We start from the raw sequence: 13123 nt of genomic DNA, 5'->3' as shown, positions 1-13123 counted from the left end.
TGTGAAGCCAGAGTATACGAGATAGTCTGTCCTTTTTTAATCATCTTCTATCATACAAGAAATAGATTAGCTCACGCCTTTATGTAGAGACATATTCTCTAAATATAGTCTAGTTACTTGGATTACAGGCAAATTGTCTGTGATTGGTTGCTTTATCCAATAAGGAGGAATAGATCATGCATATGCTATTATTCTTTTGATACGAGCTTGAACTAAAAGCTCGTATCGGTACCATAGCTATCGATACGAAATGATTCAATTTCGGGAGGTAGTCGTATGGAAAAAGTTTGCTTTGAATTAGATCGCCTAATTGTAAGTTATTTAGATAAAGAGATTTTAAACATTGAAAAATTGGCCATTCACCAATTTGATCGTATCGGTATCGTTGGGAAAAATGGCGCTGGGAAAAGTACATTAATGAAGATACTGGCTAGCAAGATTCAGCCCACAAGTGGGATAGTAAAAAGTCATGTACATTTCGGTTATTTTGAACAAATGGAAGCACCAATGCTCGTAGAGGCGGAGGGACAGTTATTAGGGAAATTAGCTATTCCATCAAATTCTGAGGGACTAAGTGGTGGAGAGCAAACGAGATTAAAGTTAGCACAATTATTCTCCTATTATAAGGAGGCACTGCTCATTGATGAGCCAACGACACATTTAGATCAAGAGGGTATTTCATTTCTAGTGGATGAATTGCGTTATTACTATGGTGCGCTCGTACTAATTAGCCATGATCGAGCGGTTCTGGATGAATTGGTCACAACAATTTGGGAGATTGATGGGGGCACAGTAAACATTTATTCGGGCAATTATAGTAATTATGCTTGGCAAAAGCAGCTGGAGCGAGATCAACAACGTCATGCGCATGACTTGTACTTGAAAGAAAGAAGTCGTCTTGAAAAAGCTGCTGAAGATAAAATGAAAAAGGCTGAAAAAAATACCCAAGCAGGTAACATGTCAAAAAGAGAAGCTCATGCAAAACCGAACCTTACGTTTATGACAAAGTCCAAAGGTACAAGTCAAAAAAACGTACAACGGGCAGCCAAGGCAATAGAACAGCGAATAGAGAAGCTTCAGAAAGTAGATGCGGTGCAGGTAGACAGAAAAATAGTTTTTCGACAATCGAAAGCTTTAGAACTGCACAATAAATTTCCGATTATAGCAGATCAATTCACGTTACACGTTCCGGAAAAAGCACTATTGGAAGAAGTAAACTTCCAAATACCATTGGGTAAAAAAATTGCGCTTACAGGTAGTAATGGTTGCGGAAAGAGTACATTATTACGATATATTGCAACTAATGGGGAGGGATTGACCATTTCTCCTAAGGCTAAAGTCGGCTATTTTAATCAAATGAGCTATCAATTTAAAAGTGAGGAAACAGTTCTCCAATTTTTAAAAAATCGCTCTGATTACGATGAAGGCTTTTTAAGAAATATTTTAAGTTCCATGCAATTTGTAGGAACTGATATACAAAAGAGTGTGAACTCATTAAGCGGTGGGGAAGCAATACGCCTCCAGCTATGTTATCTGTTTTTGGGAAACTATAATATACTGTTATTGGATGAGCCAACCAACTTCTTAGATATTCAAGCATTAGAAGCGCTAGAGCAATTTATAACGGCTTATGAGGGGACCGTAATCTTCGTGACCCATGATAAAAATTTTATCGAAAATGTAGCTGACATACAATTCACAATAAAGAATAATAAGATATTTTAAATGTAAGGGTGCGATTCTTTCAGCAGAAGAATCGTACTTTTTTTATTGAATTTATGTTCATAAGAAGAGTATATAAAAGCGTAAATATACTATAAAAAGGAATGATGATCGATATTCAAAACAGATATGTCAGCGAAATTTTGAACATTATAGGAATGTATAAGAAAATCATCAATTATTATATAATCTAACCTTCCTCTAACCTAGCAATCGATATACTTGGTCTGTAACTATTGTTACAAATCATTTTCTTGGAGGGATATTTATGAAATTAAGAGCATTAGGGGTAGGAACACTAGCATTAGGGTTATTAACAAGTGGTTTTTCATTTTCTGCATTAGCTTCTTCAAATGATGAGAATGAAAAAGGGGCACAATCAATCAAGGCTGATATGAAGATACTTAAGCCTGGAGAGAAAAAGGAGGTTCATAAAGGCTTGTTAATGAAAAAAACAAAAGTAGATGAAAAAGAATCAGTAAAAGTGAGCGTAAAAACATTTGAACCTGGTAAAATGCCAGCTATTCCTGAGGGTGCTGTGATGATGACAACTACAATAGTTGATGGCGGGGAAAAGGATAAGTAATGAAAAGAAGCTTGTTTTGATTTTTCAAAACAAGCTTCTTACTATGTAAAGGTAAAAGAGACAAGTGTTAGTTAATTTAAATTATTTTAAAAGCTAATTCAAGTAGGCTATTCTAGGACAAAGGAGTAGAACGTGTTTGTTAGAAAATTTATGAAACTAACGGTTCGTTAAAAAAGTCTGATTTTTAAAGGTGGATAGAACGGATGAAACTTTTATTGGTCGAAGATGAGGCTGTCTTATCCAGGATCATCTCTAAAGGGTTAAAGAAATCTGGCTATGCCGTTGATACAGCTTTTGATGGTAAGGAAGCATTAGAATTATTCGAAATCAATGAATATGACCTTATTATATTGGATTTAAACCTACCCAAAATGGATGGCATAGAGGTGTTAGAGCAGATTCGAGTTCAGAACGAGGATGTGAAAATACTTATCCTTTCAGCACGTTCAGCTATTCATGATAAAATAATGGGTCTTGATTGTGGAGCCAATGATTATTTAATAAAGCCCTTTGATTTTCAAGAGTTGGATGCGCGTATACGCAACTTATTAAGGCGGTCTTTTAGTCAAAAAAGTGCCATTATATCTTTTGAAAATATAACACTTGATAGCTCAAAGAAAATAGTTTTAGTGGATGGTGAGATGATACATGTTACCAAAAAGGAATATGCTATTTTAGAATATCTCATGCTACATCAAAATAAAGTAATTAGTTCAGAGGAGTTGATAGAGCATGTATGGGACAGTGAAACGGATTTATTTTCAAATTCACTCAAGTTCCATATCCATTCATTACGGAAAAAAATAGCAGATGTTTTGGGGGAAATAGAAGTGATTCAGACAATCCGAGGACAAGGTTATATCATTACAGAAAATGATAGAGGTTCCCATGAATAACTTATCATTAAGAATGAGACTAACACTTTTAACTGGCTGTATTTTTATAGTGGTTACCATTTTACTAACGCTATTATCGATTTATAGTGCTGAAGAGAAAATCGTTCAACCTATTACGTCATCGCTACTCAATCAAGAAAATAGTCTTCACAAGGAAATCATGGATGAGTCGGCAGTAGAAACCAAGATGAATCAGGATATCGTTGCTCAGATAAAGATTACGGATGTAAGAGAGGCGAAAAAGAAATTTATCAATCAGAGTGTCATTTGGATGTTAATTATTATTGTAGCAGGGATAGCTTCGATTTATGTAGTGGCTGGTCGGGCTTTAAAGCCAGTTCATGATCTTAGGCAAAAAATCGGAAATATAAGCGAACATAATTTATCTCAACGTATTGAACATATTTCTACTAAAGATGAAATGGGGGATCTTACAGTTTCATTTAATCACATGCTAGATCGCTTGGAAAAATCGTTTCTTTACCAAAAGGGCTTTGCCGCAAATGCAGCACATGAATTGAGAACGCCACTAACAACAATGATGGCAGGTATCCAGGTTTTAAAACTAGAAAAATCTCCGACAGTAGAAGATTATAAGGAAACGCTAGAGGTGACAGAGGAAGGTACACAAAGGCTCATCCAAGTGGTAAATGATCTTTTAGCATTAGCCTATGAACAAACGGAACATTTTACAGATGATATTGAGCTTAGAACAATGCTTGACACGATAACACAGGAATTACAGTCTTTATGTTTAGAAAAAAACATTACTATTTCTGTCAATATTGATGTTGAAACAATAAAGGGAAATCAAACATTACTCTATAGAGTTTTTTATAATATGATTGAAAATGCAATTAAGTACAATCATAAAAATGGAATGATTGAAGTTCGAGGGCGTGTTAAAAATGGAGCTACTCATATTTCAATTGAAGATTCAGGAATAGGGATACCAAAAGATCAGCTACATTATATTTTTGAGCCATTTTACCGTGTCGATCATTCCCGAGCTCGTGAGTTAGGTGGTTCGGGGTTAGGTTTATCTATTGTAAGAACAATCGTTGAAAAACATCAAGGTAAAATAAATGTTAACAGTACATTGAATGTCGGTACAAGATTTGAGGTCATTTTACCATTGTAAAGGTGCGATTCTACCATGAGGGGAATCGCATTTTTTTATTAAATTTTTAATAAAAGAGAGGGAAGAGGGATAATTTGGCGAATGTGATAGATAGACACTATAAAAAGGAAGATGATCGATGATGAATACGAATGTGACGACTAAATTAAAAATCAAGCAGCCAGCTCATAAAGTTTTTGAAGCCATTATTTCCCCTACTGAAATAGGACATTATTGGTTTTCTAGTAGCTCTGAAAGATGGGCAGAGGGGAAGAGGATTACATTGAGATACGAGGAGTATAGCGCAGAAGGAATTATCTCTGTACTTGAAATAGAGACTAACAAAAAAATTGTATTTTCTTGGGGGGAGGAGCATGGTGAAGTGACGATTGTTACTATGACTCTTGAGGAATATCAAGGTGAGACAATCATTGAGGTAGTGGAATCAGGACTGAACGCACATGATCCGGAAATTGTGACGAAAATGATGGGCCAAAAAGAAGGCTGGATTTATACATTAACCTGTCTCAAAGGATACTTAGAAAATGGCATAAATACTTTAAGAGCTTCATTAATTCATTAGAGTATTTAGCTTACAATGTAATGACCTTAAATATTGATGCCACTATGAGGGACAAGTCTTTTTTAGAAAGTCAGGATTTAAAACGTGTCAGGTAAACTATGCTTAATATTTAAAATAGACATAATCATTTAAATCTAATTTTATTAAAGATTAAAATGATTATGTTTTTTTTTTATTAAAAATTGAAAAGGTCTAAGATAACATAAATGAATGTTTTAATATTTTCCATATATGTTACCATATTAATTAGTTGTAAAATATTTTCCAAAATTAAATAGGATTGAAGTAATGAGATACTTATTGTTAACATTTTTAGGATTATTGTTATTTTTAGGGTTTTCAATTACACCAAGTTCTGCAGCAGAATTAAATAATGAGGAAATAGTAGTCGATAGAGCAAATTACAATTCTGAATTAGATTTCGAAAATGCTGTCAATAGTTATATGAAGATGAAAATATTTTAACTGTAACAGTTATTGATAGTAATAGAACAATTGAAGAAAATGTCGAAGAAAATTTACGTGTCCAACCAATGAGCGCATTCGTACCGTATGCAGACAATGTATTTCTTGCCGGTAGAACTCAAGGTACACAATTGCTTAATACGTTATGGGGAGAACCAGGAATAGAGATGAGCTTAACTAATACTTTTTCAGCTTCAGCTACTCTTGATGGTACAATGAGCGGTTTTAATAAAAATGCTGTTTCCATTGTAGTTGGGTTTAGTGTTTCAAGTACACATGCGGTAAGCTAAACTGGTAAATATACAGCTTCAGCTAACCACAATGGAAAAAAGTAAGACGAGTAGAATTAAGCGCTTATCCTGTACTTGATCAGTATCATTTTGATTATTGGGTTCCTGAAAGACAAATTATTTCTACTAAATATGTTTGTGCTGGGAGTGGGGTTGGAGGAAAACCAGTGGGAGTATCCTATATAAAAACTTATAGATATGTATAAACAGAATTGATAGGTGATTCTTTGGATAAAAAATTTTTTTCAAGTTGTATAATTTTTATTGCTGTTATTTCGTTATTTAGTCCGACAATTATTTCTACTTTAATGCTACAACAAAGTTCAATACTTAATACTCATTATTACATTCAATACATTGCTAATTTATTAAGTTTCCATCTAAGTTTATTCTTTTTGGCTTCATTAGCATTAGTTTTATTTATCAAGAAGAGGGGCGATGACTAAATTAACACATTCAAAACCCACCTAAATCTCACGTAAATGGAGATTATAGATGGGTTTTTGTTTCTTACTATCAAATTAAATAAAGCTTTGGTATTAAAGCAAGACTTCTTCAGCTTTTGAAAAATAAAAAAGTGCTAACCGTCGTGTTTATTTACTGAACAATGATACAGTAACATTGGTTGCGCTAGATCAATGTTACTGCCAGTTATATGTTTAGGTCCGTCGAAAAAACGCTTAACCAGCAGTAATGTCATAAAGATGAAGCAAACACAGAAATAGCGTTGCAATTAAACCAGTTGTCTACAGCATTACAGCAATGGTTGGTGGAAGTAGCAGAGTGATGGAGGGATTAAAGTGAAAAAAATATACTGGATGATGGGTGGCCTTTTAATTTGTGCAGGGTTTGTCATAGGTATAGTATTTTGGAAATTTCAAAAAGAGATGAAGAAGGATGACCCAGAATATATTGTTCAATTTATAAAGGAACATAGAGCTGATAAAAATGTTTCAGTAGCCATTCAACACAATCAGCAGTATTGGGTGGAACTAAACACCATGGAACAGCTACCATTAGCCAGTACAGTTAAAATCATCGTAGCTATCGCATATGCTCAACAAGCCGCAGATGGACATATTAATCCTCAGCAACAAGTTCGCTTAAGGGAAATAGAGACATTTTATATCCCTAAAACAGATGGAGGCGCCCATGAAGCGTGGCTAGCGCAGTTAAACCTCAATGGCAAGGAAAGTGTACCGCTGAGCGAGGTTGCGAATGGAATGATTACTTATAGTTCTAATGCCAATACAGATTATTTAATGCATGTACTAGGGCTTCAAAATATCAATGAGGTTCTCACTCAACTGGGTGTAAAAGGTCATGAACCCCTCTATCCAATCACAAGTGCTCTCTATATCCCTATCCAACTACGAGATGAAAAGAGCCTAACGGAAAAAGAAACACTAACTGCCTTAAAAGATATGGGGATGGCTGAATATCGAGAAAGGGCATGGGCTATTCACAAAAATTGGCTAGAAGAACCTTTAACAACAGAGCAGAAAGCTCAGGCCATAAAAATGCTCAATATGGATGTTCAAAGGGTATGGTCTGATCGTTTAATAAGGGCTTCAACAAGTGATTACATATCTATTTTAGAAAAATTGAACAGTAAAAATTACTTTACTGAAGATGTACATAAATATTTAGATCCTGTAATGGAACAGTTGATGCAAAATCCGAAAAATCAAGAATGGCTTACACACGCAGGTCAAAAAGGAGGGTCAACAGCCTTCGTATTGACACTAGCTGCCTATGCGAAGGATAAGGAAGGGAATCAGACGGAGATAGCCTTTTTTGCTAACGATTTAAATACAATGGAACAAATTAAACTATCTACTAGTTTGAATAGTTTTCAATTAAAATTTCTTACAGATGAAAAATTTAGGATGCGTCTTCAAAGTGAATTATCTGAGTGATGCATTGCCTCTAAAATCATCTATGTTCATCAAGCAACCTTTCAAGACAATCTGAGAATGTAGGATCATGTCATTCAAATAAGCCATAACACAGGATGGGAAGCTCCCCATCCCTTTTTTTATAATGATATCCAAAGAGCGTCCGTATAGCCGAGGTAGCTAGAATTCGTACATTCCTTCAACCGTCTGCATACTATACATTAATAATATGTGAGAGGATTGAGATGGATGCATTACCCTTATTATCATAATTACCCCGTTTATAATTACGGCTATCACCCTGTTTATTGGGCTTATCCAGCACAGCAACAAGGGAACAGAAGTAATATGCGGACAGATTATGGACCAGAGCCATTCGTTGTAGACATTGAGGAGGTAGCGAAGCATAATAAAAATTTCCGTACTGCATTGTGGACAGGGTCCAACTTACAAGTAACTGTGATGAGCATCGATGTAGGAGATGATATTGGCTTAGAGGTGCATCCTCATGTTGATCAGTTCATTTGTATTGAAGAGGGTAAAGGAGTTGCCCAAATGGGACCGACGAAGGATTATTTAAACTTTCAAAGAAATGTTTCTGAAGATACAGCCATCATGGTACCCGCAGGGACATGGCATAATATTATAAATATAGGAAATGAACCATTAAAGCTTTACACGATTTATGCGCCACCCAACCATCCATTTGGGACTATTCATGTGACGAAGGCAGATGCAGTGGCTAAAGAAGCGGGCTATGGTCAAAATAAATAAAAGATAAAAAGCGTGTTTTATTAAACATGCTTTTTTTCGATATATGGTAGAATGTTTTTTAATTGCAGATAATAAAGGTCCTTATTTAATGAAAGAAGGTAATGAATGATGAAATATTCAAAAGCAACAAACTATGCGTTACATACAATGGTGTTTTTGACGAATATGCCTAAAGGTAAATCAATGAATGTCGAGACGCTAGCAGACATGCAGAAACTATCCCCAACCTATCTTTCGAAAATTTTAACAAAGCTTGTAAAGGCTGGTTTAATTGAATCGAATCCAGGTGTTAATGGAGGGTATCGTATTTCTAAGCGACCTCAAGAAATTTCCTTTTTAGATGTGATTTACGCTATCGAAGGACAAACCACATTATTTAGTTGTTCCTCTGATCATGAGGATTCCTTTCATAACGAAGGTTGTCTCATTGAACAAGTAATGGTGGATGCTGAGAATAATATGAAAGAAGAGCTAAGTAAGAAATTTATTATTGATATAGCCCATGAAATCGATAAAAAATGAGGTAGGCGGATAGAAGGTTGAGACTGGCGGATAGGAACTAGGGGGACCCTAGTTCTGTTATTATTTCAATTGCATAAGGGCCCCGAAGTATTGCTGTGCGGTGGTGAAGCAAATAAATGCCAGTAGTTCACTGATTTCTGCCTCTGTTAAATAGTCCTTTAAGAGAGCAGTGATATAGGGTGCAGTATGCCCCTTAGTGACTAAGAATGCTTCAGCAAAACCTGTGCAAACAGTTGTTTTCTCATCGTAATGCTGAGGGTCTGGCAGACCTTTTGCCTGACAGTACTGACAACCATTTTTTTGTGCCAATGTTTTTCGGACCTCTTCTTTCAAAAATGCAGATAAATGACCGTCCTTTTCGACTGCTTTCCCAAGTTGTAACCAGTGCGACTGTATGTCCTCGTTATAGCCTAATAGTTGTTGAAATGGTGTTAATCCCTTGTTATATAAATGAATTAGTGTCATTAGTATTCCCTCCTTTTAATTAGTGTAAAATATGAATAACGTAGTTAACATGCGAAATAGAAGGGAAATGTTTTCTTTCTCTTTTAAAATGAAGGGAATTTTCTATAATGGATTTCATTAACGAAAGAATACTAGAAGAATTGAAAAAAGACAGTCGAATTTCTATGAGTGAATTAGGCAGAAGAGTACACTTATCGGCACCTGCAGTTCGTGAAAGAGTACGGCATTTAGAGGAGCAGCAAATTATAAGGAACTATACGTTGGACATTAATACAAAGGCGCTAGGCTTTCCTATTGAAGCTTTAATTGAGGCAACAATTAAAAATAATCGCTATAGAGATTTTAAAGAGCATATCCAGACATTTACAAACGTAGATTTTTGCTATCGAATATCGGGAGAGACTTGTTTCTTATTAAAGGCTCATTTTCAATCTTTTCCTGATGTAGAGCAGTTTATTGATGATTTACAGCGATATGCACATACAAAAAGCAATTTTATTTTTTCTGATATATGTGAGGACAAATAAAAAAGGAGATTTTTATGGAAATCAAATTATTTACGGGTGAAGTAGATGCATGAGTCCATTTACTAACTCAAAATATTTGGATGTACCACACAAATCAGCACATAAAAGAAGAGACAGTTCGGGCAGCATTTGTAGAGGGCTATTATGGGAATGATCGTGAAACCCATTGGATACTGGAAAATGGAAAAAGGATAGGGATTATCTTTATTCATGATATCAGTGATACCATCCCACTGTTTGATATCCGTCTAGATGAAAATTGTAGGGGAAAAGGATATGGCGTAAGGGCACTTCGATGGTTACAAGAGTATCTATTTGAGGTAAAGGGTAAAATTCGTATTGAGGGCTATACAAGGGTTGATAATATAGGGATGCGGAGATGTTTTAGCAAAGCCGGTTTTGTGAAGGAAGGCTATTTACGAAATGCTTGGGAAAATGAAGATGGTACAGTGACTGATAGTATTGTCTATGGCGCAATTAAAGAAGATTGGATTTTAGGAAATCTAACGCTTATAAGCATAGATGACGTTCCATTTTAAGGAGACTAGTATGAAGATAAATGTACTAAATGCTTTAAGGCAAGCTTGGTCAGCTCAATCAAGTTCTAAATGGCGTATTGGGAACCCTGCAAAAGGACAATGTGGTGTTACTTCTCTAGTGGTACAAGATATTCTCGGCGGGGAAATTAGGAAAACACGTTTGGATGAAGGCTGGCACTTTTATAATGTAATCAATGGAGAGAGAATGGATTTTACGGAGGAGCAGTTTTCATCAAAAATTGATTATCAAGATATTGATTCAAATAGAGCGGAGGCTTATCTAGATACGAATCGTGCTCAATATAGCTATTTAAAATCACAAGTTAATAGACATTTAGAAAGGGCAGAGGGATAGATTCCTCTGCCTTTTCTAAATTTTAAAAACAAAGGTGTTGACGTTTAGGAAAGAGGCGTGTTATTATTATCTCGAATTCAAGATAAATAAATTCAAGATAAATGAATTCGAACCTTTAGCTTTCGTAAGGAGGTACAATAATGGGTTTTTGGAATAAATTATTTTCTTCAAAAAAAGAGGAGGAACAAACAATGGCAGAATTAAATATCGGTATTATTATTGGATCAACACGTGAGGGACGTGTAAGTCCTCAGGTGGCACAATGGGTAAAGGAAATCGCAGATCAGCGAGGCGATGCAAACTATACAGTAATTGATATTGCGGATTATAAATTGCCATTATTAGGAGAGCCAGGGCAAGATGCTTCAGGTGCACAGGCTTGGTCAGAAATTATCGCTAAACAAGACGGATTTGTGTTCATCGTACAAGAATACAATCACTCTATTACAGGTGCTCTAAAAAATGCGCTAGATTATTTACGTGTTGAGTGGAATAACAAAGCAGCAGGAATCGTTTCTTATGGTTCTGTAGGTGGAGCTCGTGCGGCAGAGCATTTACGTGGCATTATGGGTGAGCTTTTAATTGCAGATGTACGTGTTCATCCTGCCTTATCCTTATTCACAGATTTTGAAAATGGTTCAGACTTTAAACCAAAAGCTGTACAAGCGGACTCAGTCAATCAAATGTTAGATCAAGTAATCCCATGGTCAAAAGCTTTATACACAATTCGTTAAGCTTGCCTGTTTGAAATAGGACGATATTGGATAAAGTGTGGGAGAGAAAAATTAGACAGGAAAGGGCATGTTAACATGAAAAAACATACAGCAGGTATTCACCATATCACAGCTATTGTAGGCCACCCACAAGAGAATATTGATTTTTATGCAGGTGTGTTAGGCTTGCGTTTAGTGAAACAAACTGTAAACTTCGATGATCCTGGCACATATCATTTATATTTCGGTGATGAAGGTGGGAAACCTGGAACAATTATTACCTTCTTCCCTTGGGCCAATGCATATCAAGGGCGTATTGGTGATGGTCAGGTTGGTGTCACAACGTATGTTGTACCAGAAGGGGCACTACCATTTTGGATTAATCGCTTAGCAAAATTCTCGATTCCTTTCCAAAAAGCTGAACGCTTTGGTGAGCAAGTCATTCAGTTCGATGATCCACATGGTCTGCATATTGAACTCGTTGCCCGTGCTGCAGGTGAATTAAATAACAGGACATTTGGAGAAGTAACGCCAGAGGTTGCCATTAAAGGATTTGGTGGAGCTACATTATATTCTAGCCACCCTGAAGAAACTGCAAAAGTTTTAACAGAGGTAATGGGTCTTGAACGAGTAGCGACAGAAGGTGACTATACTCGTTTTAAATCCAATGCAGAGATTGGCAATACAGTTGATTTAAAAATGGTTGTAGGCCAACGTGGGCAAATGGGTGTAGGGACGGTTCACCATATTGCGTGGAGAGCACAAGATAATACGGATCATTTAGAATGGCAAGAGTATGTTATGAATCATGGACAACATGTAACGGAAGTCAAAGATCGTAATTATTTTAATGCGATTTATTTCCGAGAACCCGGTGAAATTTTATTCGAAATTGCTACAGATCCTCCAGGATTTGCTCATGACGAAACAATAGAGACGATGGGAAGTCAATTAATGTTACCATCTCAATATGAACAACATCGAGAGCAATTAGAAAGAACACTAATTCCGATTAAAGTACGTGAGCTTGACTAAGATATAGAATCTACTTAAATGAATGCGAAATGTTGAGAACTCAACATTTTCGCATTTTTTTGATCCGGCAAATCCTCATCTGCCGTTGAGCGCACGGGCCATGGCATTTTCTATGATTAAAGACAAATCACATATTTATAAAGCTCAACATAAAATGAATCTATAATTCTTTACAAGCCCAAGCATCGATTTCAACTTTTATGGCCGGAGCAGCCAGTGCCACTACATACAGCAAGGTTGTACATGGAAGATGCTCTTGCAAAAAATCATTAATTATTTCTTTTCGTTGATGAGCCTCCATATCGCCTACCAAATAAAACACGAGCTTTGTAATGTCTTGAATCCCCATATTAGCATGATCCAGATTTTTCCGAATATTCTCTAGCGCTATCTTCAATTGGGCGACAGGATCTTCAGGTATAGACCCATCAATATTCATGCCAATTTGTCCAGATAATGTTAACCATCTGCTTGGTTCTGTTATTTCAATTTGATGTACATAAGGGGCTACAGGTGGATGAATGTTTTCAGGATTTCTACTAATTTTCATGGAATCAGTCCTTTGCTATTATTCATTATTATCTCTCCATAAAAATAGCATAAAGTATTCATGGGTAAAAGTTATACAAATAC

General features: G+C 35.9%; 17 protein-coding genes. 15 read left to right on the top strand and 2 right to left on the bottom strand.

Going from position 1 to position 13123, the window contains the following annotated elements:
• The first annotated feature begins 276 nt into the window (after positions 1-276).
• The 10 genes from ACP3VS_RS09890 (at position 277) to ACP3VS_RS09845 (ending at position 8856) form a co-directional block, all read left to right on the top strand.
• Positions 277-1725 carry an Msr family ABC-F type ribosomal protection protein gene (locus ACP3VS_RS09890; RefSeq protein ID WP_426388588.1) on the top strand — a complete coding sequence of 483 codons (1449 nt, stop codon included), beginning with the start codon at positions 277-279 and terminating at the stop codon, positions 1723-1725.
• A 265-nt stretch (positions 1726-1990) separates the two neighbouring features.
• Complete coding sequence (locus ACP3VS_RS09885; protein WP_012295992.1) at positions 1991-2308, top strand: hypothetical protein; 318 nt, start codon at positions 1991-1993, stop codon at positions 2306-2308.
• Positions 2309-2511: 203 nt separating this feature from the next.
• Positions 2512-3204, top strand: a complete 693-nt coding sequence (locus ACP3VS_RS09880) for a response regulator transcription factor (RefSeq protein ID WP_012295991.1) — start codon at positions 2512-2514, stop codon at positions 3202-3204.
• The gene (locus ACP3VS_RS09875) at positions 3197-4345 is read left to right on the top strand and encodes a sensor histidine kinase (RefSeq protein WP_036162420.1); all 1149 of its coding nucleotides are present in this window, start codon (positions 3197-3199) and stop codon (positions 4343-4345) included. The genes ACP3VS_RS09880 and ACP3VS_RS09875 overlap by 8 nt, the downstream gene beginning before the upstream one ends.
• 118 nt (positions 4346-4463) lie before the next feature.
• Positions 4464-4907, top strand: coding sequence for an SRPBCC family protein (locus tag ACP3VS_RS09870; protein WP_025113581.1), 444 nt, complete (start codon positions 4464-4466; stop codon positions 4905-4907).
• A gap of 288 nt (positions 4908-5195) precedes the next feature.
• Positions 5196-5372: a hypothetical protein gene (locus tag ACP3VS_RS09865; protein ID WP_012295988.1), complete on the top strand. Its 177-nt coding sequence runs from the start codon at positions 5196-5198 to the stop codon at positions 5370-5372.
• 68 nt (positions 5373-5440) lie between these two features.
• Entirely contained in the window at positions 5441-5662 is a 222-nt protein-coding gene (locus ACP3VS_RS09860) for a hypothetical protein (protein WP_036164979.1), read from the top strand.
• A gap of 800 nt (positions 5663-6462) precedes the next feature.
• Entirely contained in the window at positions 6463-7581 is a 1119-nt protein-coding gene (locus ACP3VS_RS09855; RefSeq protein WP_426388587.1) for a serine hydrolase, read from the top strand.
• A 228-nt stretch (positions 7582-7809) separates the two neighbouring features.
• Complete coding sequence (locus ACP3VS_RS09850) at positions 7810-8334, top strand: cupin domain-containing protein (RefSeq protein WP_426388586.1); 525 nt, start codon at positions 7810-7812, stop codon at positions 8332-8334.
• A gap of 105 nt (positions 8335-8439) precedes the next feature.
• Positions 8440-8856 carry an Rrf2 family transcriptional regulator gene (locus ACP3VS_RS09845; RefSeq protein ID WP_012295985.1) on the top strand — a complete coding sequence of 139 codons (417 nt, stop codon included), beginning with the start codon at positions 8440-8442 and terminating at the stop codon, positions 8854-8856.
• Between the two features lie 60 nt (positions 8857-8916).
• Here ACP3VS_RS09845 and ACP3VS_RS09840 read toward each other — a convergent pair whose 3' ends face one another.
• Positions 8917-9321: a carboxymuconolactone decarboxylase family protein gene (locus tag ACP3VS_RS09840; RefSeq protein WP_289449874.1), complete on the bottom strand. Its 405-nt coding sequence runs from the start codon at positions 9319-9321 to the stop codon at positions 8917-8919.
• A 107-nt stretch (positions 9322-9428) separates the two neighbouring features.
• Between ACP3VS_RS09840 and ACP3VS_RS09835 the strand changes: the two genes are divergently transcribed.
• The 5 genes from ACP3VS_RS09835 (at position 9429) to ACP3VS_RS09815 (ending at position 12490) form a co-directional block, all read left to right on the top strand.
• On the top strand, positions 9429-9848 hold the full coding sequence (locus ACP3VS_RS09835; RefSeq protein ID WP_099805390.1) for an Lrp/AsnC family transcriptional regulator: 420 nt from the start codon (positions 9429-9431) through the stop codon (positions 9846-9848).
• Positions 9849-9928: 80 nt separating this feature from the next.
• Positions 9929-10387, top strand: coding sequence for a GNAT family N-acetyltransferase (locus tag ACP3VS_RS09830; protein WP_426388585.1), 459 nt, complete (start codon positions 9929-9931; stop codon positions 10385-10387).
• A 10-nt stretch (positions 10388-10397) separates the two neighbouring features.
• A complete protein-coding gene (locus ACP3VS_RS09825) occupies positions 10398-10742 on the top strand; it encodes a YunG family protein (RefSeq protein ID WP_012295981.1) in 345 nt (114 codons plus the stop codon).
• 140 nt (positions 10743-10882) lie between these two features.
• The gene (locus ACP3VS_RS09820) at positions 10883-11476 is read left to right on the top strand and encodes an NADPH-dependent FMN reductase (RefSeq protein WP_012295980.1); all 594 of its coding nucleotides are present in this window, start codon (positions 10883-10885) and stop codon (positions 11474-11476) included.
• A gap of 75 nt (positions 11477-11551) precedes the next feature.
• Positions 11552-12490 (top strand): ring-cleaving dioxygenase, encoded by a 939-nt coding sequence (locus ACP3VS_RS09815; protein WP_031416660.1) that lies wholly within the window; start codon positions 11552-11554, stop codon positions 12488-12490.
• A 160-nt stretch (positions 12491-12650) separates the two neighbouring features.
• On the opposite strand, the gene ACP3VS_RS09810 is transcribed toward ACP3VS_RS09815, so the two are convergent.
• The gene (locus ACP3VS_RS09810) at positions 12651-13040 is read right to left on the bottom strand and encodes a RidA family protein (RefSeq protein ID WP_012295979.1); all 390 of its coding nucleotides are present in this window, start codon (positions 13038-13040) and stop codon (positions 12651-12653) included.
• Positions 13041-13123: the final 83 nt, after the last annotated feature.

The organism is Lysinibacillus sp. VIII_CA, assembly GCF_049943995.1.
In the GTDB taxonomy this organism is placed as follows: Bacteria; Bacillota; Bacilli; order Bacillales_A; family Planococcaceae; genus Lysinibacillus; species Lysinibacillus pinottii.
The sequence above is the reverse complement of the archived record's forward strand: the minus strand, read 5'-3'. Positions and strand labels throughout refer to the sequence as shown.